Annotated in this window: 21 protein-coding genes; 6 read left to right on the forward strand and 15 right to left on the reverse strand. The window is 48.1% G+C overall.

Annotation, left to right across the window (positions count from 1 at the left end):
- Positions 1–47: 47 nt before the first annotated feature.
- The 5 genes from H6F73_RS18635 to H6F73_RS18655 form a co-directional block, all read right to left on the reverse strand.
- Positions 48–413, reverse strand: a complete 366-nt coding sequence (locus tag H6F73_RS18635) for a hypothetical protein (RefSeq protein WP_190760273.1) — start codon at positions 411–413, stop codon at positions 48–50.
- 530 nt (positions 414–943) lie between these two features.
- The gene (locus H6F73_RS18640; protein WP_190760274.1) at positions 944–2,278 is read right to left on the reverse strand and encodes a hypothetical protein; all 1,335 of its coding nucleotides are present in this window, start codon (positions 2,276–2,278) and stop codon (positions 944–946) included.
- A gap of 170 nt (positions 2,279–2,448) precedes the next feature.
- Complete coding sequence (locus H6F73_RS18645) at positions 2,449–3,087, reverse strand: histidine phosphatase family protein (RefSeq protein ID WP_190760275.1); 639 nt, start codon at positions 3,085–3,087, stop codon at positions 2,449–2,451.
- Positions 3,088–3,394: 307 nt separating this feature from the next.
- Positions 3,395–5,077 (reverse strand): AarF/ABC1/UbiB kinase family protein, encoded by a 1,683-nt coding sequence (locus H6F73_RS18650; protein WP_190760276.1) that lies wholly within the window; start codon positions 5,075–5,077, stop codon positions 3,395–3,397.
- Between the two features lie 293 nt (positions 5,078–5,370).
- Positions 5,371–7,395 (reverse strand): ATP-binding protein, encoded by a 2,025-nt coding sequence (locus H6F73_RS18655; RefSeq protein WP_190760277.1) that lies wholly within the window; start codon positions 7,393–7,395, stop codon positions 5,371–5,373.
- A 907-nt stretch (positions 7,396–8,302) separates the two neighbouring features.
- Between H6F73_RS18655 and H6F73_RS18660 the strand changes: the two genes are divergently transcribed.
- The gene (locus H6F73_RS18660; protein ID WP_190760278.1) at positions 8,303–8,860 is read left to right on the forward strand and encodes a glutathione S-transferase N-terminal domain-containing protein; all 558 of its coding nucleotides are present in this window, start codon (positions 8,303–8,305) and stop codon (positions 8,858–8,860) included.
- Positions 8,861–8,977: 117 nt separating this feature from the next.
- On the opposite strand, the gene H6F73_RS18665 is transcribed toward H6F73_RS18660, so the two are convergent.
- The 3 genes from H6F73_RS18665 to H6F73_RS18675 all read right to left on the reverse strand — a co-directional run bounded on the left by H6F73_RS18665 (position 8,978) and on the right by H6F73_RS18675 (position 10,855).
- Positions 8,978–9,115, reverse strand: coding sequence for a photosystem II reaction center protein K (locus tag H6F73_RS18665; RefSeq protein WP_190674408.1), 138 nt, complete (start codon positions 9,113–9,115; stop codon positions 8,978–8,980).
- Between the two features lie 60 nt (positions 9,116–9,175).
- Positions 9,176–10,297 (reverse strand): tRNA guanosine(34) transglycosylase Tgt, encoded by a 1,122-nt coding sequence (gene tgt / locus H6F73_RS18670; protein ID WP_190760279.1) that lies wholly within the window; start codon positions 10,295–10,297, stop codon positions 9,176–9,178.
- Positions 10,298–10,402: 105 nt separating this feature from the next.
- A complete protein-coding gene (locus H6F73_RS18675) occupies positions 10,403–10,855 on the reverse strand; it encodes a hypothetical protein (protein WP_190760280.1) in 453 nt (150 codons plus the stop codon).
- Positions 10,856–11,077: 222 nt separating this feature from the next.
- Here H6F73_RS18675 and cobS point away from each other — a divergent pair, with 222 nt between their 5' ends.
- Complete coding sequence (gene cobS / locus H6F73_RS18680; protein ID WP_242072566.1) at positions 11,078–11,830, forward strand: adenosylcobinamide-GDP ribazoletransferase; 753 nt, start codon at positions 11,078–11,080, stop codon at positions 11,828–11,830.
- A gap of 118 nt (positions 11,831–11,948) precedes the next feature.
- On the opposite strand, the gene H6F73_RS18685 is transcribed toward cobS, so the two are convergent.
- Positions 11,949–12,410, reverse strand: a complete 462-nt coding sequence (locus tag H6F73_RS18685; protein ID WP_190760282.1) for a helix-turn-helix domain-containing protein — start codon at positions 12,408–12,410, stop codon at positions 11,949–11,951.
- Between the two features lie 273 nt (positions 12,411–12,683).
- Positions 12,684–15,143 (reverse strand): protein phosphatase 2C domain-containing protein, encoded by a 2,460-nt coding sequence (locus H6F73_RS18690; RefSeq protein WP_190760283.1) that lies wholly within the window; start codon positions 15,141–15,143, stop codon positions 12,684–12,686.
- 452 nt (positions 15,144–15,595) lie between these two features.
- Here H6F73_RS18690 and H6F73_RS18695 point away from each other — a divergent pair, with 452 nt between their 5' ends.
- Positions 15,596–15,859: a hypothetical protein gene (locus H6F73_RS18695; protein ID WP_190760284.1), complete on the forward strand. Its 264-nt coding sequence runs from the start codon at positions 15,596–15,598 to the stop codon at positions 15,857–15,859.
- A 121-nt stretch (positions 15,860–15,980) separates the two neighbouring features.
- Here the strand turns inward: H6F73_RS18695 and H6F73_RS18700 are convergent, their stop codons facing one another.
- On the reverse strand, positions 15,981–16,322 hold the full coding sequence (locus H6F73_RS18700; RefSeq protein ID WP_190760285.1) for an NAD(P)H-quinone oxidoreductase subunit M: 342 nt from the start codon (positions 16,320–16,322) through the stop codon (positions 15,981–15,983).
- 63 nt (positions 16,323–16,385) lie between these two features.
- On the opposite strand from H6F73_RS18700, the gene H6F73_RS18705 reads away from it, so the two are divergent.
- Positions 16,386–18,314 (forward strand): nucleoside-diphosphate sugar epimerase/dehydratase, encoded by a 1,929-nt coding sequence (locus H6F73_RS18705; protein WP_347239570.1) that lies wholly within the window; start codon positions 16,386–16,388, stop codon positions 18,312–18,314.
- 177 nt (positions 18,315–18,491) lie between these two features.
- Here H6F73_RS18705 and H6F73_RS18710 read toward each other — a convergent pair whose 3' ends face one another.
- On the reverse strand, positions 18,492–19,208 hold the full coding sequence (locus H6F73_RS18710) for a 3-isopropylmalate dehydratase (RefSeq protein ID WP_242072540.1): 717 nt from the start codon (positions 19,206–19,208) through the stop codon (positions 18,492–18,494).
- 232 nt (positions 19,209–19,440) lie between these two features.
- On the opposite strand from H6F73_RS18710, the gene H6F73_RS18715 reads away from it, so the two are divergent.
- Positions 19,441–20,304 carry a hypothetical protein gene (locus H6F73_RS18715; RefSeq protein WP_190760286.1) on the forward strand — a complete coding sequence of 288 codons (864 nt, stop codon included), beginning with the start codon at positions 19,441–19,443 and terminating at the stop codon, positions 20,302–20,304.
- Positions 20,305–20,374: 70 nt separating this feature from the next.
- Here H6F73_RS18715 and H6F73_RS26100 read toward each other — a convergent pair whose 3' ends face one another.
- From H6F73_RS26100 to sfsA, 3 genes are all read right to left on the reverse strand, one after another.
- Positions 20,375–21,175, reverse strand: a complete 801-nt coding sequence (locus H6F73_RS26100) for a hypothetical protein (protein WP_199330664.1) — start codon at positions 21,173–21,175, stop codon at positions 20,375–20,377.
- Between the two features lie 442 nt (positions 21,176–21,617).
- A complete protein-coding gene (locus H6F73_RS18725) occupies positions 21,618–22,538 on the reverse strand; it encodes a polysaccharide deacetylase family protein (RefSeq protein WP_347239571.1) in 921 nt (306 codons plus the stop codon).
- A gap of 76 nt (positions 22,539–22,614) precedes the next feature.
- A complete protein-coding gene (gene sfsA / locus H6F73_RS26665) occupies positions 22,615–23,541 on the reverse strand; it encodes a DNA/RNA nuclease SfsA (protein ID WP_190760287.1) in 927 nt (308 codons plus the stop codon).
- A gap of 179 nt (positions 23,542–23,720) precedes the next feature.
- On the opposite strand from sfsA, the gene murJ reads away from it, so the two are divergent.
- The gene (murJ, locus tag H6F73_RS18735) at positions 23,721–25,382 is read left to right on the forward strand and encodes a murein biosynthesis integral membrane protein MurJ (RefSeq protein WP_190760288.1); all 1,662 of its coding nucleotides are present in this window, start codon (positions 23,721–23,723) and stop codon (positions 25,380–25,382) included.
- Positions 25,383–25,449 lie beyond the last annotated feature (67 nt).

Consider the following 25,449-nt stretch of genomic DNA (forward strand, 5'->3'; position numbering starts at 1 on the left):
GCTCACTAAATACTATTGCAACCGCCCCACTGGACACTCAACATCGGCTACTTCACCGGCCATTGCACCCCTACTCCGTCAGGACGATCAGCAGGACTAGACTGTATTGGAGCGCAAGGCTCAAGACACAGCGGCTCAACAAGGCTCGGTTCGTTGTTAATGTTTAAGTTGCCTTGCCGGCTGCGCGGCGATTGTAGCTGTTGATTTGCTTCATCAATTGCAATTTGCAGAGGTGCAGGATCAACTGCCGGCTCAATTGGTTTCAGCAGTTCTGCCTGACTGACGCTTTGGTTGTTAGCTGGGTTGGAATTGTCTTGAAGGGCGATGTAAAGCTTTTCTTCCTTAGCAAGTGCATTCGTGCTGATGAACACAACACCGCTCAAAGACAGAAGGATAGTTAAAAGTCGTTTCATATTAATGCTCCTTTTGCATACCGATCCGTGACTGGACGGGCGCTGGAGTCGGGAAAGATTTGTTATGAGGCTGATTTAAAGCCTAGATAAATACCACACCACCGCTGCGTTATCTTCGCACCAATTTTGTTAGGCCGGCGCAAATCCCTTACTCCTGCTGCCCTCTTCTTACTATTTAAGCATCGAATTTTAGAAAGGCGGGATTCTCCTATCTAAAATCTGTCTCTAGTTATAACGTTTAATTAAGTGATCGGTAAAAATACTGAATTATTCAAATGCAAGTGGTTTTTCATCCTTTAGATTGTGGCGAGGATGAGGGGCGAGTCGGAAGCAAATTAAACGTTAAACGCTCCTGCATTTTCTTGGCTTCCCCGCCCCTAATATGATTTTTGTATGCAACCGTCTAATCTAACCGCAGAAGTCGCTCAGAATATAGACCAGAACCCTCGCGTTTGGCTGCCGGCAGTACGAGTCAGGGGGCTGTTGTGCCGGCAATCCCGCCTAAGCTTTTTCGCCTACTCCAGGGCTGTTTAAGACCGTTGAAAACCTTTTGCCGCCTTCTTGTTTCCTTTAGACTTGGATTGAGATTTATTGACTTCTGCAATCGCTTCTTGAAACAGATCGTGCAGATGCACCGGCACACTGGCAATTTCTGGAAGTTCTGGGTCTAAAGGCTTATTAAATTCCTTCATTAGAGCGTCTAAATCCTGCTTAAGATTGAAGTCGGGACGCCCTAAGACACCTTGCAACAGCTTTTCCATCCCAGTTGGATACTGCTGAGCCAGCCGTCGCCAGATGAAAACATTAATTGCGGGATCTTCCAGATATTTGCGAACCAGTTTTTCTGCACCTTCCACTGTTTGCCAGTCTTCGGCTTCCAGCAAAGTTTTAAACCGGCTGTAGGTTGGGAGAAACATCTGACCCCAGCGCGGATGAGCAAGAACCGTCACCTGTTCGGCTTTCTTCAACTCTGCCGGCAGCTCAATCTTTGGCGTCACCATTTTGCCGGCTTGTTGGGGATCGAACATTTTATCAATCGATTTTGAATCAGCGCCGGCAGCTTCTGCCGCAGCTTTAATTTCTTCTTCTTCAACGCCTGCTTCTTGAGCCAGTTCAGAAAGCGATTTAGATTCATCAATGCCGGCTGCTGCCAGACGTTTTTTTGTCATCACTTCCTGAAACTCAGTAATCTTCTTGCTCAACTGATATCCCGGCATTGTCACTTCCTCACTGCCGAAAAACTCAAGAAAATTTTCGTGATATTGTTCTACCGACTGCCACGCCTGCTCCAGCAATTCTGGCGCGTCGCTGTACAGATGTTTCCTGTATTTATCCTTAAAATTCCCAATTGCCACAGCCAGTTTGGGTTTGCCTAAACTCCCCATTTGCGTGCAAGGGCCAGAAAACATCCAGTAAGTCTCCGTTACCGGCGCAATTCGCGTTAGTAAAATTTCTCCCTGCTTAAAGGATGCCATTTCTTCTCGCGCTCGCTGATTATTAGGCTTGACCGTATAGTTTTTTGCGGTCAACCAGTTCATCAGTTCAAAGCCTTCCGGTAAATTTTGGCTAACCGCAAATAAACTGGTGAAGCTGCGCTGCCAACCTCTCACTAAATTGCGCTCACTCTCTGATAATTCGGGCCGGCTTTCTAGAAATAGCTCCAGCGGGGTTTTCTCGCCAACTTTTCCTTCTATTAGAAAAGTATCAATCACCAAATCCCTTTCAGCTCTATCAAATTGCTCTCCTCGATGGGGCTGCGCCGCCACATACGCCTCTAGCGCAACGGCCAAATCTCCTTCTGCCTCAAATACAAACTCAATTACATCTTGTTTTAGTTCTGAGGCTTTCTCTAATATGGCATCCACAAGCAAATCTCCACGCTGAATAGTTCTACACAAAAGGTTACTGGCAAGTTCTCAAGCTTGCCAGTTTAAGACTGTTGTTTTCCTGACAATATCGGCTGATTGTTTTCGTTAAATTTCGTACCGCTATTGCAGTGAGAGAAAATGCCAAAAATCCGGTACAAAATGTAAGTTTATGTCCCCGGTAATGTCCGCAAACGCTCACTGAGATGCGTGCGATCAGCCAAGTTATGAAGTAATGGCCCATTAGAGCCAAATTCAACAATGCTAACTGATCCGACTGGACATCCCAAGCGAAAGCGGAAGCGTCCTACATCAATTCCTAGCAGGCTGCACAGCATAATTCGGATGGTTGCCTTGTGGGCGACAATTAAAACGTTGCCGGTGTTGTAGTGCTGCTTGATTTCTTCAATGACGTGCAAAGCGCGAGTCGCGATCGCAACCGCTAATTCTCCCTCAGTCGGGGGATACCAGGCGGGATCGGCTGTCCAGCGGATGTAGTCATCGTGATACTCGCGGCTGACTGTTTCTACGGTTTGAGCTTCCCATTTGCCATAGTTAATTTCCTTCAGCCCGTCCCGCAGTTGCATTTCCAAGCCCACTGCATCGCACAGCGGTTGTGCTGTTGCCTTCGTTCGCAGCATGGGACTGGAAAAAATAGCACTCCAGGGTGTGGAACGGTAGGCATCTGCAAAAGCTTGTGCCATTTCCAGCCCTTCTGAGGTTAATTCTGGATCAATGGAACCGCAAAAGACATTCTCTCGACTACGGGCTGTCTGCCCGTGGCGGAGGAAATAAAGCGTTAGACTCAAAGTGTTTTTCTCCGACTGGTCTACATTGAGATTTTAGGAGAAATAGGGGAAGATGACCGCGTTTGGTGATTTTTTATTTATTATTTATAAATCATTGAAAAAATATTCGCATTTTTCAAAAACATTTTTTTTAGAATAAGCGAAATTCAATGATTGCAAGCTCGGAAAATTTAAAATTTATTATTTTGCTAATCTAATAATTATTAAAGTATTAAGGATTAAAATCATCTTACCAAAAAATAAGTGATTTAAAATTTATTGTATTAATCCAGTAAAGCCGGCAACCACGACTTTACCAAGCCCTACTTTATTTTTCAGCCAATTTGTCTAGTTTTTCCTTAATCCCTAGAACAATTAAAGAGTGCAACAGCACCAAAAAGACAATTCCCGATACGCTGAAGGCTGCGATTGCCCAAATCTTAAATTTCCCCACCAGCATCACCGCGCCGGCAATAAAGATAAATCCTGTAAAACAAGCATAAATTAAGCTTTTAAGCGCTAAATGAATGCGCTTGAGGGCGCGATCACTCTCTAGTGAACGCACCCGCACTTGTAACTCCCCGTCTTCAATTCGTTTTTCTAACCGGGCGATTAAAATTTCAGCGCCGCTGGGCTGATTCAACTTATATTTAATAAAATCTCGTGCTTGTCTGGCAAGTTCGCCGATTGTATTGCCCTGTCCCTTAGAGGCAGTAATACTTTTCACAAAAGGCTGAACGGCTGCCATTAAATTGTATTCAGGATCAAGTGTCCTAGCAATGCCATCAAGCGTTGTTAATGCTTTTAAAATGAAGGTCATCTGCGCCGGCAAGCGAAATGGCTGCTGCTCAAACATCACATACAATTCACCTTTAATTTCATTAAATGCCTGTAAATCTATAGGTTTTTCAGTGAATTTGTCTAAAAGAAATGCAATCAGCCGGCGCACTGGCGTCATATCTGGCACCGGCTCAATTAAACCCATTTTAACTAATGTCTCAAGAACCTCATCAGTATCTTTCCTCAAAACTGCAAAAAAGTTTTTAATCATCTGGTCTTTTGCCAGAGCGTGTACCTCCCCCATCATCCCGAAATCATAGAAAATCAAGCTTCCATCCTGGCTTACCGCCAGATTTCCCGGATGGGGATCAGCCTGAAAAAAACCATCCTGCAATAACTGTTTTAAATAACAACAAATTCCGAGTTGATTAAGCTTTTTAACGTTAATATTACACGCTTGCAATGTGTGACGGTCATCTATCTTGATTCCAGGTAAATATTCCAGGGTCAGCACTTTTTTAGTCGTGTATTCCCAATAAACTTTCGGCACAATAATGCCCCGGTAGCCATGAAAATTTTGGCGGAAGCGATCCGCATTTTTTCCCTCTTGTAGATAATCAATTTCTTGATATAAAATCGTAAAAAATTCTTTATAAATTGCATCTAAATCGTACTTTTTTGTCCACGAAAAATAGCGCTGGGAAAGGCGCATGACTTTACGCACCGCTATCACATCCACATCAAATAACTGCTGCAAGCCTGGACGCTGTACTTTGACGACGACTTCTTCTCCTGTGTGCAGCCGTGCCCTGTGTACCTGTCCCAGACTGGCAGCCGCAAGGGGAATCCGGTCAAAATCCCGATATAAAGCAAAAATAGAATTTCCGAGTTCTGCTTCAACCAGCGCGGTTGCTTGTTCCCCACTAAATGCCGGCACCTGATCTTGCAGCTGCGATAACGCTTCTACATACTCTATGGGGAGCAGATCGGCACGGGTGGAGAGCGTCTGCCCAATTTTAATAAAAGTCGGCCCTAAATTGAGCAGCGTCTTGACTAACCACTGAGCGCGTTGCTTTTTACGCCTTGAAGATTTGTGATTAAAATTTCCATCCCACCACAAAAAAAAGATAAACTTGCCGGCGGCCCCAAAAACATCGATTTGACGGGCTATGGGAGAATATCGAGGCCGTTGCCAGCGTAGTGGCTTGGGGGGTACGATCTTTTGAAGCATTATTACTTATTTGTAGATCCCTTATGATCTTTTGCAAAATAGTTGCCTAGATTTTGCAGGGCGAAATTTGCCGACAGGAATTGTTTAAGGCAACATTTAAAAGCTACCCATCTAAACTGATATTATATAAGCCCTCAGGCATCTATGAATGCCGTTGCCGGCTTGAAACCGCTTACTGTCCTGATTGTAAGGAAAAGTTTTTTACCCATCGGGCAACAAATAATAGGGTGAACAATGCCCACCCTACCAATAATCAATATAAACCACCATTGAATGCCAAGTTTGAGCGGTGTCTAGATTTTGGAGCTGTCAAAAACCTGGGGAAGGGTGAGGGTAAAGCAAGTTTCCCAAGCGGGGGCAGCGTCTAAAGGACTGCTAGACACATTAATGGTGGCATTTAAATGCTGCACTAAACACTTGACCAAAGCTAACCCTAAGCCGGTGCCGGCAATTGCCTGTTGCGTTACTCCTTGGCCGCGCCGAAACTTATCAAAAATATGAGGCAATTCTTCTGGAGAAATTCCTTGGCCGGTGTTGGACACACTCAAAACAAATTCATGATTGCTTTGATTAACTTGCTGATGGGCACGCAAGACAACGGCGGTTCCCGGCTCAGCATACTTGCCGGCATTGGTTAAAAGTTCTTCAAGAATCCGGTTCAAACTGTCTTTATCTGTCTGGATTTTCAAGGCTTGCTTGGGTAAATCTAACAGCAGTGTTAATTTCTTAGTAGCCCATTTGTTTTCAAAAGGCTGCCTGATCTCACTGATTAAGTGCTTTAAATCTACCTTTTCTAGTTGTAGGTCAGCTTGATTAGATTCCAACTTCTGTAGTGTCAGCAAGTCGTTGATCAGATTGGTTTCCTGGTTGCATTGCTGCTCTAAAATATCTAGATATCTATCCCGCCGATCTTCTGACAGCCCTGGTTGGCGTAACATTCGGATGGCTAACGTCATACTTGTCAGCGGCGTCCGCAGCTCATGACTCATTGTGGCCAAAAATTCATCCTTGAGCTGATTTAGCCGGCGCAGCTGGTCAATTTGCTGGCGCGTTTTTTCATACAATTTGCCTTGAACTTCCAAGCTGCGTTGCAATTGAGCGGTGCGCTCTTCAACAAGGGCTTGGACGTGCTGCATTGTCTGGGTTTGGATAATGGCGGTACTCACTTGAGCGCTCACTAATTCTACGAGTTCTAATTCATCTGTGGCCCAAGGACGAGGTGAGGAGTGCTGTAGGGCTAAAAATCCTAAAATAGTGCCGGCTGAGATCGAACCGCTTGGCACGCCTACCAAGGGAACTAACAGCAGCGCCGGCATTCCCTCTGGATTAAAAATCGACGAGATCCTTGTGTCTGAATCTAAAGTCAGAACCTGGCTTTTGTCAGCGATGGCGAGGGGCTTGGGGGCCTCTGTAAAGGCTGACGTACACAAAGCACACTCCGACACCCAAAAAGACTGATTTAGCAGGGTGCTGGCCGGTTGCTGCGGTTCTGGTTCGCCGGCAGCCAACAGCTCACTCCCACTGGACGCCTCACAAACAATGGTTGCCTTAGCCTTGGGAATGCGTTTCACCTGTGCCGGCACAGAGCGAGTGGCAAATAAGGGATCTGCATATTTCAACAGCAAAATCAGACCTTGATTGACCTGGAACGTTTGCGCGACTCCATCAATGGCCATCTGGAGAATCTGATTCAGGTCTAAGGCATTATGAATAGCCATAGTTAACTTGTTAATCAGGTTTCGGTGTTGGGTGAAGGACCCCACCTGCTTCTGCAAAGACCCGATTACCCCTGCTTGTAAAACTTGAGACATGGCGATGGCCACCGGCTCTGAAATTGCTTGCAGCAACTCTTTATTTGAGTCTGTCCAACAGTAAGGCTGCGAGTGCATCACAACGATCCCTCCATTTACCTGACCTTGAAACCGTGTTTGAATTCCTAAAATCGCCTGGACTTGCAGTGCTTGCCATAGAACGGCCCTCGAGCGATTGGACTCATCGCTCTCAAGATTAGAAATGGCGAGAAGGTCAGAATCATCCAGCAGCGCTTGCATGGCTGCCGGCGCAATCTGCTGAACAGGCTCTGAACTGAGCACCGCTTGAGTGCTGCTAGGATATCCATATATCGCCTGTACGGGCAAATGGTTCTGCTGAACCATAACCAGGCAGCCATCTGCCTCGAACGCTTGCCCCAGCGCAGTCGCAATTGCGTTTAGCAACGTTTCCGGATCAGAGATCGTCCGGGTAATGTGAGCAATTTGTTGCCCTAAATCGATGGGACGGGCCGGTTGCTGCATGAGTTGCACTCGGTGTGCCTGCATAGGAAAGGTTTCACTAGGGCAGTGTGCCTGTGGTATAACAGACTCTACCCTAACTGGCGCTGTCACCAAACGCTGAATACTATGCTGACACACACATCTGTTTCTAGTAGGCGTGGCGCTTTCAGAAAGTGACACTTCCTGTATGAACGGGCTGTGTCCTGAAGATCGCGAATTCGCCTCTTGACAAGATCGACTTAAATGTGCAGGCGTTCCCATCTGCTCATTAAGAGTCTGCAAATCTATGTCGTTTCTTGTGAATTGATTGCACACAGTTAAGTCCTAGCTGGCATCCTGAGCATTATGTTTATATTCTTGACAAAGGAATTACCATCGGGTGCTAAATCTTTAGCAAGATGGTCAGCAACATGAAGAAAAAAAATCAGGCAACTGGTTCCTCAACGCTCTGGGCATAAAGACGACAGAGCGTGTCCGGGACAACTGACCCTGTCTAAATTCCAGATTACACTGCGCTCACCCAGCGCAGCATCCGTGATTTCTCTGCTAATCATTCAACGGATTGTTCAATACTGAGGAAAGCACTTGCAAAGCGGACACATCAGTTTTAACAAGCTGGCTTAAAAATTATATTTTTAACAAAAATTAATAATTTGGAACTTTAGCCAATCATTCACATCAGTGTCAATAAATGGACTTAAAGACATTAAATTTAACAAAAATTAATAATAGGTTGGAACCTAGTAGAGAACTGGATCAACAAAATGAGCCGGTTTGAAAGGGCTGTTTTTTACTCAATATTTTGCAGTTCTGTGGCACAAGGGTCTTGCAATGCAACTAAATTTTTGTCTTACCTAATGTCAAGCAACACATCAGCAGCACTGACTGCTTTGGTTTAGCTGGAATTGCCTTAACATCATAATCGTTGTGTTTAAGGCTGAGGATTAAATCCGTGTTAAAACTCTATGGCGGTGCTCGCAGTCGCGCCTCAATCGTGCAGTGGTATTTAGAGGAAATTCAAGTTCCTTACGAGTTTGTCATGCTCGATATGCAAGCTGGTGAGCATTTAAACCCTGATTTCCTGGCCATCAACCCGATGGGTAAAGTGCCGGCCATTGTGGATGGTGATTTAAAACTTTGGGAGTCTGGGGCAATTTTGATTTACTTGGCCGAGAAGTATGGCAAGATGCCTTCTTCCTTAGAACAACGTGCCGAGATCGACCAGTGGGTGATTTTTGCCAATGCTACCTTAGGGCCAGGGATTTTTGTTGAAGCCAGCCGCGAACGTGAAACGAAGAAGTTGATGACGCCGCTGAATCAAATTTTCCAGAAGCAATCTTTTTTGCTGGGTGAGGAGTTCAGTGTCGCAGATGCAGCAGTTGGGTCTATTTTGGCTTATATCCCCATGATGCTCAAACTAGACCTGAGCGAGTACCCGGCTGTGGTGGATTATATCCAGCGCATATCCTCTAGGCCGGCATTCCAAAAGGCAATAGGAGGCCGCGCTTAGTAAAAGCAAGGGGTTAGGGGAGTGCTGAGTGGGAGAGTAGAGGGATGAGGCATTTCTTCCACTCTTCCACTCTTCCCTAGCCTCTAGCCCTTAGCCCCTAGCCCCTAATCCCTCTTCTTATCTGAAACCTACGGCAGCTTGCCAAACAAAAGCCAGCAGGAGGAAAAATACGGGGATGATCGGTAGAACATCTACCAGGGGGTCAAAAATTGCGTAAGCTTCAGGCAGTTTTGCCAACAGCAGTGCTGCGTCCATACAGATACCTACCTCTCCAACACAGTTTTAATAATTGACATGGATCGTAACATGAGCTGCTCATACTTGAGCCGGCTCCTCGCTCAACCAGTAGGCAAATTCTGTTGTAAAGCGATCTGCGAGAATGGCGTCGCGAATTTGCCGGTTAAAGCGAATCAGTTCTGTGATGTTGTGAATCGATAGCAATGTGTAGCCGAGAATTTCCTTGCTGCGGATAAGATGGCACAAATAAGCGCGGCTGAAGTGTGTGCACGTATAGCAGGGGCAAGTGTCATCCAGTGGCGTAAAATCTTCTCGAAATCGGGCGTTTCTAATGTTCCAGCGCTCACCCCGCACCAGAACTGCTCCATGACGGGCAAAACGGGTGGGAATGACGCAGTCAAATAAATCAACACCGGCAGCGATGGCTTTGGCCATTTCTCGATAAGTGCCGATTCCCATGAGATAGCGGGGTTTGTCTGCCGGCAGCAGCGGCGCTGTGACTTGAGCGATCTGGGCAATGAATTCTGCCGGTTCACCCACACTCACCCCACCAATGGCATAACCCGGTAGCTCCAACTTGGCCAACGCTTTGGCGGCAGCGACGCGCAAATCCGGATAGACCCCCCCCTGAACAATGCCAAACAGCGCTTGATCGGGACGCTGGTGCGCTTCTATACAGCGTTCTAACCAGCGATAAGTACGTTCTGTCGCTAACTCAACCGCTTCCCGGCTAGCGGGGTAAGGCGGGCACTCATCAAAGGCCATAATCACATCGGCCCCCAGTCGATTCTGGATCTGAATCGAGCGTTCTGGGGTGATGTGGATCAGTTTGCCATCCCTGGGAGAGCGAAAGGTCACACCTTCTTCTGTGATGGTGCGGAGCTTGCTCAAACTAAAAACCTGGAACCCTCCAGAATCCGTCAGAATTGGCCCATTCCACCCCATAAATTGGTGCAAGCCGCCGGCACCGGCAACGATCTCTTCTCCCGGTTGCAGGTGAAGATGATAGGTATTTGCCAAAACCATCTGGGCATTTGCTGCTTCCAGCCGGTCAGGCGTCACCGTTTTTACAGTCGCCAACGTCCCCACCGGCATAAAGCAAGGTGTCTCCACCGGCCCGTGAGGCGTCAAAAAAACTCCTGCTCGCGCATGGGTATGGCTGCAGGTTTTTAAGCATTTAAATTTAAATTTGTCAAGCAAAATAAAAAATCAACAGGCAGTTGGAGAGGTTTGAATTGATTTGTCAGCTAAAAACTGAGCGCTTTAACAGTTGAACGCAAATGCGTTTGTGCTTCACCCTTAACTTTAAAACGGGAAGGTTCCTTCGTCGTCCATTTCAGCATCCAACTTGGCGGAAAGTACCTCAGTGAGTACAGCCTCCAAGGCAGCAGCATTTAAGTGGCTGGTGTTTTGCTCTTGCAGGGGGTTAGAGAGGGGGATAAGCTGCAGATGCCGGTTATCCTGAACGAGTTCAAAATAACTTTCCCGGTCACCAGAGCGCTTCAGCTCTAGATAGTCAAAACTGTAGACATTTAGATAAAGAGCGTGGTTAGCGACAAGAGTAGAGCGATGAGGATCAGCAAACACCTCAATCACAAATCCTTCACCCTCGCTTTGCCATTTACCATCTTGGGTGTGGATGTAGTGAACTCGCCCCAGATCGGCGAGCAAGCGTCGCATATCTAGCTTGTTCACAACAATGCCAGTGTCTATGATACAGGGGGCGGGCACCCTGATGTTTGATTGATCAGAATTCATGGGGAAAAGCCTCTGGTGTCAAATCCTTGCTTGCAGCGAAACCGGCGGCATCCAGTGGGAGCCTTATTTTTGTATTAACACCCACCGGAACGGGCAGCGAATAGGTGTTCTGGGTACAATTCTGGCACAGGTCAGGGGGGCAAGCTAGTCCCCTGCACAAGGAAAAATAGGAATTTTTATATGGCGGAGCATCAAAGGTTAGCCAGAGAAAGCATCCAGTTTATGCGCCGGCAAGGAGAGACTCTAGCTGCTGCGATTGCATTTTATACCTGTTTGCCGGTGCCAGCGGCTTGGACGCTAGAATTTCGAGGAATCGCGCGGATGGCCCCAATGATTGGCATCATGATTGGGGGACTTTTGGGCCTTTTAGATGCCGGCTTACAGCAGCTAGCAATGCCGGTGCTAACGCGATCAGCCTTAGTGGTTGTCACTTGGATTGCTTTAACCGGCGGATTGCACCTTGATGGTGCGATGGATACTGCCGATGGGCTGGCCGTGCCTGACCCTCAGCGGCGTCTGCAAGTGATGGCAGATAGTGTGACGGGGGCATTTGGGGCAATGGCGGCGGTCGCCCTGCTGTTGCTCAAAACAGCCGCGCTGCATGACTTAGATGGCTATCGCTGGCTAGCCTTGATGGCGGTTGCCGGTTGGGGCCGATGGGGCCAACTGGTGGCGATTGCTCGTTATCCCTACCTCAAAGCCACCGGCAAAGGCGCAATTCACAAAGCTTCTATGCACTCCCCGCTGGATCTTTTGCCGGGTTTGTTGCTACTCCTAGGTTTGAGTGGCTTACAAATTCTTCTAAATCGTGATCAATGGCTAGTTGCCGTAGGCATGGCTTTAGGTGGCGGTGCGATTGCCGTACTTACCGGCGCTTGGTTTAATCGAAAATTAGGAGGTCACACCGGCGATACCTACGGCGCTGTTGTGGAATGGACAGAAGCACTCCTGCTGTGTCTGCTCACCGGCTTGTGAAAGGATCTGAGTCCTGAGTCCTGAGTCCTGAGTCCTGAGTCCTGAGTGGGAGAAACGTTTCTTATCCCATGCCCCATGCCCCATGCCCCATGCCCCATGCCCCATGCCCCATGCCCCATTACTTATCAACCGTTTCTCGCCGGCTTGGGCGCTGTCCGCTAATATCTAACCGTTGCAGGTAATCCCAGCCTCGCTGATCCGATACCTGACGCCCGATTTGGGTCGCCATCCATTCTGCCACTTTGCGACTATTCCACGGCCCACCGTCGGGGGCTGGGCCTTGTAGAGCTTCCCAGAGTTGTTGCTGCTGCTGTTCCGACAGCAAGGGTTCGCCCCCTGGATTTTCGTGCCGGCGATCGCCTAGTCCTTCGGGTCCACATTGGTTATAGCGACCGGCAATTTTTCTGACCCAGGTGGCAGAATAGCCGGTTGCCTCAACCACCGAGTGGGTTGGTTTGCCTTGAGCCAACAGCCACACAATCTGCCAATGACTGCGAGCAACGGGGTCTTTGGCTTTACGATAGCGAGTCTCTAGGTCTTTAAGGCTTAAGTGAGGCTCGATAGTCAAACGTTTGGGCATCAGACAGCTCTATACTCGGAAATTGCCGGCTCCTATCATTTTAAATTTTAGATTGAGATTTTAGATTGCGACTGAGGTGCCTACACCTTTACAGCAAGAAGAACTTCCGGCTGGGACTGCCCGATTTATTTCCGGCAGGCACAACACAAAACGGTCTTAAAGAGTGGCAATGGGCTTAGATGTGGGGTGCCAGATGAGTGTGAGCGGGTCAATGCCAATTCCTTTAGGGGAAGGTTTTCCTGAAAAATTGTTTAGATTTGGTGAAACTCTCCGTTACTGCTGACTTGGCTGGGGAGAGGCAGATGGAGCCGGCGTAGCGGCTGGTGGAGAAGCAGTTGGGGTTGGTATGGCGGCGGCTGGTGGGGCGGCTGCCGGTTCTTGAACGCACTCACCCAACTGTTCTGGTTTCGGATCGGGAATGGCAAGGGCAACTGAGCGAACTTTCTCTTCTGCCATCCAGCCAATCGGATTTTGTCGCACAGGAGGCCGAGTGACTGGTTCGGCAGTCGTGGCTTTGCCGCCGGGTTTGACTGCCGGTGTTTGCTGGGGACTGGGAGTATTTAAACTTTGCTCAGTGTTATTGTTAACGGGCACAGCTTCACGTTCAGCTGGCTGTAGCTGGCTAGCGGCTGAGTTAACCCGACTTCGGGGCGGTATCCAGCAGACCTGGAGCTGGAGCCAGCTCATCCGATCTGCGGTTGTCTGTTTGCGAAGAACTTTCACAACACTGCCTGCCGCCACTGATCCGGCAATATCTGCTTGTCCCGGTTGGGTGAGTAACTGCGCTAGTTGAGTTTGGCCTTGAACAGCTTCAGGTGCCAAATTTTGAATTCGGATCAGAGAACCCACGTTTAAGGACTCTACAGAGGCATCGACCACAGGAGTAGCCGGCTCAGGATCGGGGTTAGAAACCGGCACCCGGCCAATCAAGGGATCGACCCCTTCTTTGACTCCTGGGATGAGCCAGTAGGCTAGGACGGGAAGCCCTAGTAACATCGTAATGAGCAACAATAGTGGCAGGGGATTACTGGCTCGACGTGGACGCTCTACTAGCTGTGTGGGGGCAGTGGATAAAACAGTCTGATTGGACGCTGCTGTCCTTTCTGGTAAGTCGGCAGCGTCCAGCTGGGCTAGCAGCAATTCAGGAGAGATGTTGGCGTTCTTGTTTTCTTTCACCCGACAGCAAACTACCCCGACGGTAACGTTATCGTGGCCATTTTGGCTGTTGCCGAGGGCGATTAATCGGGTTGCTGCCGTGGCTACATTGGTCTGGCCGGTTAACACCGGCAGAATTTCACTTTCCCAGTATTGCTCGACGCGGTCGTTGTCGCTCAGCCCATCGGAACACAGGAGAAAAAGACAATCTTCGTCGATTACAAAGCGCCCAACCGAGGGGTGCAGCATTCCTGAGGCTGCCATTCCCAGTGCCTGAACGAGGGAACCTGCTGCCGGCTGTTGTACGGCATCTCGGTAAAGAGCGTAGCCCAGCCGCACTTCACGAGTTGCCACATCATCGTCTAGGGTTACTTGATAGCAGCCGCTGTGAGAGATCAAGTAAGCTCGACTGTCGCCAATGTTGGTAATATAAAGTTCGTGAGCTTTTGCCAAAGCCATAACCAAGGTTGTGCCCATCCGCTGGCGACCTTGACGCTGTTCATCGTTGTTGCGGTCACTGATCGCATCATTGGCGGCACAGGCTGATTCTTCTAGTTCAGCGATCAGGCTTTGAGGGTCTAAATCTTGAGAATGGGACTGCAACTGCTTTACCCGCTGCCGGATAGCTTCAATCGCAATGGCAGAGGCGACATTGCCCCCTTCATGGCCTCCAATGCCGTCGCAAACAATGGTTAAGGATTCGGTTGCTGAGGTTTGGTTAGTGCCACTGACTGGGTAGCAAGCATCTTCATTGCGCCGGCGGCTGGGTCCGGTGTCTGTGCGCGTGGAAATTTCATAGGTGCGAGATTGTGTTTGTCCGCAAATGGCTAGCCCTCGATCTAAAAGAGCGACGAGATGTTCGCCGGTTCGCACTCGCCCTTCTATGAGCATTTGGCATAGTTTATTGAGGAAGGGAGCGACCAGGGGTTTTGCTGCTTGCACCCATTGCGACCACATCTGGCCGAGTTGCGCTAGGGTTGCAGGGGTTCGATCACGTTGCAACTGTAACAATCGAACGAGTGGCCCTTCTACCCACAGCAGTTCTGGATTGAGCAGACTGGAAGCCACGTTTTCTGTGCTGCACGGCTGCCACAACTGGGCGATCTGCCACAGCCAATTCATTTGGCGCATGGCGCTGGCATTTTTCCAGGCGGTGGTTAGCTGCGGGCGCAATTGCAGGTTGACTGTTTCGGAATCGAGGTCAACGGGGGCCGGGTCTAACAGCCAAATGTCAGGGGTTTGCCGGCCTTCTGAGCGCGGATGCAGTTGTCCATAGACTTGAGGGATGTGCAGCCGGTAGGGGAATAATCTAAGATAGGCGGCGAGCGGTTCGGGGATTTCTTCTGGTATTGCCGGCGGAAATCCTGGTTTAGTATCCAGTAAAATCTGCTCAGACTTTCGCAAGTAGCGATCGGCTAATATCTGTCCGGGTTTATAGGCGGGTAGTCCTTTCCCTACAGCCCAAAGGTATCGTCGCGGTAAGGGTGCGCGACATTTCTGGCAAAACTTGTGAGTCTCCGGGTTAGAAGTCTGACAGGTTGCCTTGGGGCAGTCAATTGTTGCCGCATCGTTTTGCATGGGATTCCTCGCGCCTATCAGCTGTTGTTGCTACAGCCTTGCTTAGCAAACGCCTTATCAAGCTAGCTGGTTGAGGCTCTAATTGTTAAGTTGCAGTATTGCAGATGTGGTTTATTGTAGTGCCTGATTCTTCAAAGGTGGGCGATTGCTGGTGAAAGTACCGCACAAACGGCTTCTCTTCATTTTCGCTCAGGATGCGAGTAATTGTAGCGTCCTAGTAAGGGATGCCGGGGAGCGTTTTCACTACTTCGTTTTAAAAATTTACCCTTTACAGAAGGGTAAGGGAGCTTTTAAGTGAAAACTTAAAGTCGCTCCAATTATTTGCTCAAAGATGTTAGTCACCCATGCGCCAGTATTTTTCTAGCATTCATCCTGATTTTACTCTTTAGGTTTTCTTAGCCCCAGGAAATCCTCTTACCAGATCAATTTATTCACCTCTATTGGTAATTGCCATGCCCACTCCTAATTTTGATCCGTTTTCCAATCCCAGCATTGAGGAGCCAGAATGCCCTGATAGCCTGGATATGAATCAAACACTCGCAGCGCTGAAGCAGTCTCAGGAGATGAATTATCAGATGATGCGCCTCAACGCTTGGGTGCTTTCTGAAACGATGGATCAGTTTATCGCGGGTTTTTGGAGCCGGTTTATGGCCAACCGTCAAATTGCCCACAAACAGTTTTTACAGCGCCGGCACCAAGGTGAGCAATCTCACTGATCTGCCAACCCATTATCTGGGCGATGGAAAGAAAATCTGAGGAAAATTCAGCTTGCTCTCTCCTTGGCTGCCGGTCTTGGCTGCGGTATAAATAGGCATGGCTTGGATGCGCTGCTGCTCTCTAACTATCTTGGGCAACCACTTGAGGAAGTCCCATGCTGTAGTTGAGGGCGCGGCTGTTCAAGTTGTAACTGATTTGGCCACTTTGAAGGAGCGAGCGCACAAAATGTTCTAAATCGGAACCAATCCGGCGGAGGTTATATTCTGTTAGGTCTTGCCCGCTATAGGATTCAACCAGCTCATCAAACTTGCGGTAGACCTGCTGCAAGGTGTCTTGGTTCCAGAGCAATTCGTTGTCTGGATCGACATCGATGGTTAATACCTGGTCGTTAGGAACGAGTTCGTTGTTTTCAACGTCGGCGGTGAATATGTGGATATGGCGAGTGGTAGATTTTAGCAACATAGAGCCAGATTTATGCAAATCTTTACAAATACGAATTAAATCATAGCAATTTGTAGAGTCTCCGTGAACTTGCTAATCCAACAGATAAAAGCTGTGCTTCTGAGTGCGGCTTCTTCACTATCCAGACGGCAAAAACGCTATTTTCTCATGGCCATCGACGCTGTGCTGCTGTTGGTCGCCATCTATAGCGCGTTGGGGCTGCGCTTTAGCTCCATGAGTTCCGTGCCAGAAATCTATCGCTACAGTGGGTTAATCGCCTTACTGATTGGCATTAAACTCACTGTTTTTCGGGTTATGGGTCTTTACCGGCCTATTCTGCGCTACACAAGCTTGGAGTTTTTGCTAACTGCGGCGCTTAAAGCAGTTGCACTCAGTTCGGCTACACTGGTTAGCCTCGCTTATTTCCTGGATCTGTGGTCACTGCCTCGCTCGGTTCTGATTATAGATGGAATGCTGACCCTGCTGTTCGTGGTTGGGTTTCGGCTTTCGTTGCGCCGGCTCGTTTACAAACTCAACTCGATGGCTTGTGCAACAGCGCCGGTAGAACGAGTGGTGATTTACGGGGCAGGGGCATCTGGGTCGGAATTGGCACAATCCTTATCAGCGAACCCTGCTTATCGCCTGATTGCCTTTGTTGATGATAATTCCTCTCTCCATCACCAAGTTGTTCAGGGACTGAATGTTTACTCACCGCAGGATTTACCCAAACTCCGAGAGAAAAAGCATTTTAATACGATTCTCTTGGCCATGCCTTCTGTGGACGGGAAAACCAAGTTTGAGATTTTACAGCGCTTGCAGTCTTTAGCTGTGGTCGTCAAAACTGTACCCAGCATCGGAGAGATTCTGGCTGGCAAAGTTTCTATTAGTAAGATTCGCAACATTGATATTGCCGACCTGTTAGGCCGCGAACAAGTTGCGCCTAATTTAGACTTATTACAGATGAATGTGACGGGTCGCTCGGTCTTAGTCACGGGTGCCGGTGGCTCAATAGGCTCTGAGTTATGCCGGCAAATCGCTTTACAGAACCCTAAATGCTTGGTGCTTTATGAAATGGGCGAGTTTGCCCTCTACAGCATTGACATGGAATTGGCTGAAAACTATCCCACACTTCACAAAGTTGCTTGTTTGGGAAGTGTAACCGATTCAGTCCAGCTCAAGGATGTTTTGAGTAAATATCAGGTTGATACGGTTTATCATGCCGCTGCCTACAAGCACGTTCCCCTGGTGGAAGCAAATCCTGCCCAGGGAATTTGGAATAATGTTTTAGGGACATTAACCGCAGCCCGTTGTGCGATGGAGTCTGGGGTCAGCAAATTTGTCTTGATTTCTACAGATAAGGCAGTACGCCCCACCAATGTTATGGGCGCAACGAAGCGAGTGGCAGAGTTGATCTTGCAGGCGCTTGCCGAACGCCCTAAAACTCCTACCTGTTTCACGATGGTTCGATTTGGCAATGTGCTAGATAGTAGCGGTTCCGTTGTCCCCCGGTTCCGCCAACAAATTGCTGAGGGTAAACCCATTACAGTGACCCATCCAGAGATGACTCGCTATTTCATGTCTATCCCTGAAGCCGCTTCTTTGGTGATTCAAGCGGGAGCGATGGCCAAAGGCGGTGAGGTGTTTTTATTGGATATGGGTGAACCTGTAAAGATTTACGATCTGGCTGTGCAGATGATTCGTTTGAGTGGTTTGGAACCGGCAGAGGACATTGAGATTGAAATCACCGGCTTAAGACCTGGAGAAAAGATTCATGAAGAATTGCTGATTGATAGCGCCAATGCTCAAGCGACAAACCATCCCAAGATTTTCTGTGCTCATGAATCTAAAATTCGCTGGAATTGTTTGGAACCGTGCTTGGAAGCGCTGTTCGCACAAGCTCGACTTGCCGACCCTGCCGGCATCCGGACAGAACTGCAGGGTCTTGTGCCAGAGTATCAGCCAAAAACACCTTTAGTTACTGAGACGACTATGAAACCTGTGTCGGCACAATAAGCCGGCGAGAGGGGCTAGGAGAAGAGGGGGTGAAGTTAGCAGATACACGCCATGCCGAGAAAATTTTTACATTTAAATTATATAGATGTAAAAGCGGCAGCTAGAGGAAAGGCTTTCTTAAAGTTTAAAGCTTTTATACTTTCGTGCCGCTTTTTGTGTAATTTAAATGTTTTAATGTCAGCGGGATTGCTTGGCAGCAATCATGCCGGTTTGACGGGCGTAAGCAAAAATGCCGCCGGCATCAATGACGGGGCCAACTTCTCCCAGTGGCTTGAGGTCGTAGGTTTTATCCAGCGTGTGATTCACCAGCCGGTTTTGTTCAAAGTCAATGGTAACTTCTTGGCCGGTTTCAAACTGATCGCACAGCCGCTCAACGGATTCCCAAGGGTAGAGTTCGCCGGTGGCTGAGCAGTTGCGGAAAAAGATGCGAGCGTAGGAAAGGGCGATCACAGCCTCGACACCGGCAGCGCCTAAAGCAATGGGTGCGTGTTCTCGTGAGGAACCGCAGCCGAAATTTTCGCCGGCAATAATAATGGGGTAACGGGTCTTTATCTCACCCGGATCGATAAACTTGCCGTAGCGGTCTGGTAAGCCAATTAAGGCATAGCTACCCAGTTTTTCATACTCGTCCGGTTTAGAGGGAACTAGCGTGAGGTATTCAGCCGGAATAATTTGATCGGTATCAATGTTGTCATCTAGCACAAAGATGAGGCCGCGAATCACTTTGCCCATGATTAAGATCCCTGTTTTGCCTCGGCTGTTTAAGGTTTTCACCTTGCATTCTACCCTGCTTCGGGAATGGAGGCAGATGCTGCTTGAGGGAACACCGGCACAACTTGCTGCCGGCTTGCACTCATGCCGGTGCAACTCGCGTAGGCAAAGCATCGCTGACATCTGACGCTCAATGCCCAAAAAACAGCGCTTCTCTAGCCACAGAGTGGATTACAACCTATCGGTGCTGTTTGAAACTTTCTTCCCGAATTTCTGCTGAGCAACCAGTTGATAATATCGTTATGATTCGTTATATTCTGAGCCTGGACTATCGTCAACAAAAAGCCAGCATATCTGGCTAAAGGACTTAAGTCAAAAACTCAGGGGTAGCGATTAATCACCGGCTGTATAAAACATGGCAAATTCGATTGATAACATCGCCCGACAGGCACGCCAGGGAAGCGTGGCGGCGATTATTCAAGTTTTAAATGATAAACTCGCCCACTCCGGCGTTAGAACCCGAGCTGTTTTGGAAAATGGGGTGCTGCAACTCCTATGCGAGGCGGCGAAGGCCGAACAGCTTGAACAATCTAGCTTAGTTGAGCGCATCCGGCAGATTTTAGAGTCTTTGGCACCACGTAATATTCACCGGGTAAAAATTAATAGTCGCATTGTCCGCGAGCAGCAGTTACTCTGGCTAGAAGAAATTAATCGCGATCCCGAAAGTCAGCTTCTCTGGTCCCAAGACATTACGCTCGCCAAGCCGAACTTTTTGAAACGACTCGCAGAAGATAGGGAAGATCGCAAGCGAGATGTTGAGGAGCCGGCTTTTCCTCAGCAGACTGTCACATCTCGTTTCGAGCGAGAGCAACGTCAATTCTGGCGCGGCATCTTGGTGGGGGGTCTGGGCCTCAGTTTATTATTAGTGGTATTGGGCTGGACGCTCAGTAATTGGCTTGGCTTGAAGTTGAGCAACCCGATGCAAGCACAAACGCCAAAGCCTGCCGGTTCAGTCAAGCCAGGGAGTTCTCCCAGCCGGGATAGCTTTGCCGATGCTGTCAGACTGGCTGAGCAAGCTTCGGCTGCCGGTAAAGTTGCCGCATCTCCGGCTGATTGGTTGGCCCTTGCCGCGAAATGGCAGCAGGCGGGGGATCTGATGGGTACTGTCCCGCCGACTAATCCCCGCTACAAAATCGCTCAAAACCGAGCGGCGCTTTATCGTCAGAATAGTGAAAAGGCTCAACAGGAAGCGCAGAAGCGACGCGGACAATCTTACTGAGTCAAGGCAAACCAGGAAGGGTAAAGGGTGAAGGGTAAAGTTTGTTTCACCTTTCCCCTGGTACGCTCATTTAGTGCAAGTCTGCTTCCCAGATACCGATGTAGATGCGCTGGCGTTCATCCCGCTCGATCACTCCTTTTAGGGTTTCTAAAAAAAAGAAGTAACGACTGGACTGACCCTTCTGCACCAGTTGTAATCCCAGTTTAATTTGCTCGTTGAGCCGGCAGCCTAGCATACTGTTTAACGTAATCTGGATCGCATCAAACTCGACTGAGTCGGCAAAGGATGCTTCTGTTTGGCGAAGGTACTCAGAATTTGTGTCAAATAAAAAGCCCAAGCTAACTTTATCTGGAATTAAGTCATAAATCATCGCAGTGGTATTTGGCCAGTAGCCAGTCACCGTTCGGCTTGGTACACCAAACATTTGACGGACATGACTTTTAGGTGTCCCCGGTTTAAACCCTGGAATCCCCGCCCCAAAGGGCACCTTCTGGCACTGATTTTCTAGCACATCCTCTATATGTGTGTCCGCTTGAGAGTCTTTAAAAGCTAGCCTTCTATCTTGGCCGGCTGAATTTTTTGCGTTGAGCTTGGATGAGAGGAAAAAAGCTTGTTTTTCCGCAAGCGGTTCTGACAGCGATAGTGCCGGCAGCAATCCTTGGGAAAGTCCGGTCATTAAAAAACTAATCGCGATAGAGGCACCAATCACATTCATGTACGACTTTGTAACGAATAGGCGTTGCCGATTATTGAGTTTTCTGTACTGCACCCGTTGAAAATGCTTGATGTGAGGAGGCTCGTTAGTGATGCCGGCATTGGGCAAAAGCCAAGTCTTCGCGTGACCAACGTCCCTTAGCCTGTTCCACAGCATATCGGAAACTCTATTTTTTGATCGCGTTGGTAGACACTTTCGATCACTGACCATACTCGCATTAAAAAAAATGTCTTATACGCTTCCCTTTTTAGAAGGACCGAATCCAAAAAGCGTCAGGGGAATCGTTGTCTCTTTTTTGCTGCTGCTGAGCGCTGCCGGCCTCATGTTTTGCAATCTTTATTTTATGTGCAAAAACAAAGCTCTCAGTTCAAACTTTTTAAACTTGTTTTTCAGTGAATATCTTAGGCGATTTCACTTACAACTATTTAAACAAAATATGCTTTAACATCCTTTCTCAAAAACGCAAGTTTACAAATTATTATTTTAATTTATTTTTGTCAAATTGCATTATTGAAAAATTATTTTTTTGCCTCTAGTTGTAACTAAATAAATTAGAAAATCTCATAAAACTTTGCAAAATTAATGTTAAGACAATCCTCTATTTCGATTGAAGTTTATTTTCATTTTCCTCCATTTGTAGCAACTCTGGCACCGTCACAAATTTGTAGCCACGATTTTTGAATTCTGCAATAATCACCGGCAACGCTTCAACTGTTTGCCAGCGATTGCCTCCCCCATCATGCAGCAGCACAATTCCCCCCGATCTGGCATTACGCAGAACATTGTCAATAATCGTTGATGTTGATATGCCGGTGTTCCAGTCTCTAGAATCAGCAGACCACATCATAACAGTATATTTCTGTTGTTGAGCGTAAGCGGCTAAGCCATTATTTAGCACACCTCCAGGCGGGCGAAATAAAGAAGTTTTTACGCCTGTGACTTGATAAATGAGTGTGGCTGTGTCTTCAATTTCTCTAGTCGCTTGGAATGTATTTACGCGGTAGGGATGATGCCAAGTATGGTTGCCAATTGCGTGACCTTCCGCTACAACTTTTTTTGCAATATGTGGGTAAAGTTTGAGATGTTTCCCGATCCAAAAAAAGGTTGCTTTAACTTGATATTGATTAAGTATATTTAATACCTTTTCTGTGGTTCCTATCCAAGGGCCATCATCAAATGTTAGGGCAATAACTTTTTCCTGGCCGGCTAATTCTGCCTGCTGGACAATTTTCCCATGAAAACTTGCCGGGGACGAAAAGAAAAAACTTTTCTTTTCTTCATCTTCCCCTTGAGTGATCGAATTTCTCCATTGTTCAACCCGCTGATTCGCGGCTGCTTTTACACGGGAAAACTCTAAATCTAATTTAATTGCCGGCTTGAATAAGTTTGTTAGATTTAAAGTTGCCGGTTCTGAAGGGGGATCAACCGGCATGAGAGCACTAGCAACAAAACTGCCGGCGGCGGCAACTAAAGCAAGGCAAGTTTTTTGAACCCCAGAGAACGAAACACGAATGGTCACGTCGATTTTGAGGAGAGCATTTATTAAAACAGTCTCAACAATACCACTAAGTCACCAATCAGATTGTTTCAGTTTGCTAACTTTCTGACACCTCAAACTTAGCCAAACCCAAATAGCGAATCCCCACCGGCGTCACTTCAAACCGGCAAGGCAATATCTCCAAACTCTTGGCAACAGCCTCTCGCAACAGCTTTCCATAAACCGGATCGGTATTATCTCCAGGCGCAAAGCTGGTGCAATCACCGCGATTGATAAAATAAAGCATGACCGGACGAATAGCCGGCAATAACGCCATTAACTCCCGCAGGTGCTTCTGTCCTCGTTCTGTGACTGTATCTGGAAATAGCGCTAATTTGCCATTTGTAAATGTCGTATTTTTCACTTCTAAATAAATCGTGCGAGGTGGGAGGGTTAATTCCTTTTCATTAAAAGAATACTTTGGAAGAAGAGAAGCGGAGGTGAGAGAAGCACAAACGTTATTTAATTTATTCAGGTAAGTAGGTGATATTAGTTCCCCGTCTTGTGGCAATAAATTGCTTTGGGAAATGGTAGAATTTAAACCTGCTTTAACTTGAACAGAGTTGTAGCTTTGTTCGAGAGATTGAAATAACACAAAATCCACCCGACTGTTCTTTTCCAAACCATAAGGCACCTCACCCTGAATTCGCTCATAATTGCCTAACTGGGGGAAAAGTCGCTTCTCCAACGCTAGCTTGATGACTCGGTTCGGCAGCGCCGTATTAATTCCCACCCAAGTTGGTTCGGTGTCGCAAACTTCTATCATCTCCCAGGTATAAGCCAGCTTACGCTTAGGATTGTCACTGTAAGAGACTTGCACGTTTGCGCCAATTGTGCAGACACCAGTCATCGGGCCGGTGTTGGGACAATGTGCCGTAATCACCTCCCCTGAAGCCAGTTCAATATCTGCAAAGAACCGCTTATAACGCTTGAGCAAAATGCCTGGGTAGAGAGGTGGATATTGATAAAGCCAATCGGACATCATGTTAGTGTTTAGCCGCAATAGCTGGATTCGCTGAGTCGCTGTCCTGAATTAGGGAGCGAAACAGAGCATTATTGTACCGAGATACCTGCTTTGAAAATTGCGGTGGCGCTCAACCTGGGGTCAGCGTTACCAAATTCAGGTTAAATAGTGTGAAGCACTTTAGCTACTTTTAACAATTCGTGTCTGACATCAAAAAACCCGCTCGTTCCCTGGCTGGGATTGCCGGCATTGTGGCAGTGGCCACCCTAATTAGCAAAATTTTTGGTTTAGTGCGCCAGCAAGCAATTGCCGCAGCCTTCGGCGTGGGTGCTGCTGTTGATGCCTATAACTACGCATACGTCATTCCTGGCTTTTTATTCGTGTTGTTGGGTGGGATTAACGGGCCATTTCACAGCGCCATTGTCAGTGTTTTGGCCAAGCGGAAGCAGGAAGAATCAGCGGCATTGGTGGAGACGATCACCACGCTGGTGGGTGGGGTGCTTTTGCTGGTGACAGTTGGTTTAGTGATTTTCGCCGGCCCTCTTATTAACGTCGTGGCACCCGGCTTAAACGTAACGGCGGCAGAGGCAGCAACGCGTGGGATCAATTCAGAACAATTCCAAACCATTCTTCAAACGAGAGAGATCGCCATCCAGCAATTCCGGATCATGGCCCCGATGGCTTTACTAGCCGGCTTGATTGGCATTGGTTTTGGCACCCTGAATGCAGCGGATCAATATTGGCTGCCGTCGATCAGTCCTTTGTTTTCCAGCGTCACCGTCATTGGTGGATTAGGACTGCTGGCTTTACAGTTAGGCAATAAAATTACACTGCCGCAGTACGCCCTCACCGGCGGACTCGTGCTTGCCTTCGGAACCGTGGCTGGAGCGATTTTACAATGGCTGGTGCAACTTGCCGCCCAGTGGCGAGCCGGCATGGGGACATTGCGCCTGCGGTTTGATTTTAAACAGCCTGGGGTGCGGGATGTGATGAATATTTTAGGGCCGGCCACCTTTTCCTCTGGGATGCTGCAAATCAACGTTTACACCGATTTGTGGTTTGCCTCCTTTATCCCCCAAGCGGCGGCTGCCTTGGGATATGCCGGCCTTTTAGTGCAAACACCCCTCGGTATTATTTCCAATGTGCTGTTGGTGCCAATGCTGCCGATGTTTTCTCGGCTAGCCGATCCCGCCGATTGGCCAGAGTTAAAGGTGCGAATCCGTCAGGGTTTAATCCTCACCGGCATCACCATGCTACCGCTCAGCGCCCTAATGGTCACCCTCGCAGTGCCCATCGTGCGCGTTGTTTACGAACGCGGTGCTTTCAATGCAGATGCTTCTAAATTCGTTGCGCCGGTGCTCATCGCCTACAGCATCGGGATGTTTGTCTATTTGGGACGCGATGTCGTGGTGCGGGTGTTTTATGCTTTGGGCGATGGAGAAACGCCGTTTCGAGTCAGTGTGGCGAATATCCTGCTCAATGTCGTGCTCGATTACATCATGGTTGAGGCATTTGGCGCACCGGGTTTGGTGTTAGCCACCGTTGGGGTCAACCTTGTCTCTATGGTGGTGCTATTGGTGCTGCTTGATCGCAAACTGCATGGTTTATCCTGGCAAGAGTGGTGTGGGCCAATTTTTGCACTCACTGGTTTGAGTGTCCTTGCCGGCGCTGCCTGCTGGGGAACGCTTTGGCTGTCTCAGAAGGCTTTAGGAAGTGAGGGTTTGTTGGTGCAACTGCTGCAACTCTGTCTTGCCGGTGGGGTGGGATTAGCAATTTTTGGTGTATTGGCTATCCAGTTGAAGTTACCAGAGCTGGATATTTTTGTCTCCCGCTTGCGGCAGCGTTTTGGCAAAAAATCTTGAGTTGCCCTGGGGTGCGTGATAGCCTGTTTCTAAAGAAATGTAAAAGTGAGCAACCAAAGCCAAACTT

The sequence above is a fragment of the Microcoleus sp. FACHB-68 genome (assembly GCF_014695715.1).
Taxonomy (GTDB): Bacteria; Cyanobacteriota; Cyanobacteriia; order Cyanobacteriales; family Oscillatoriaceae; genus FACHB-68.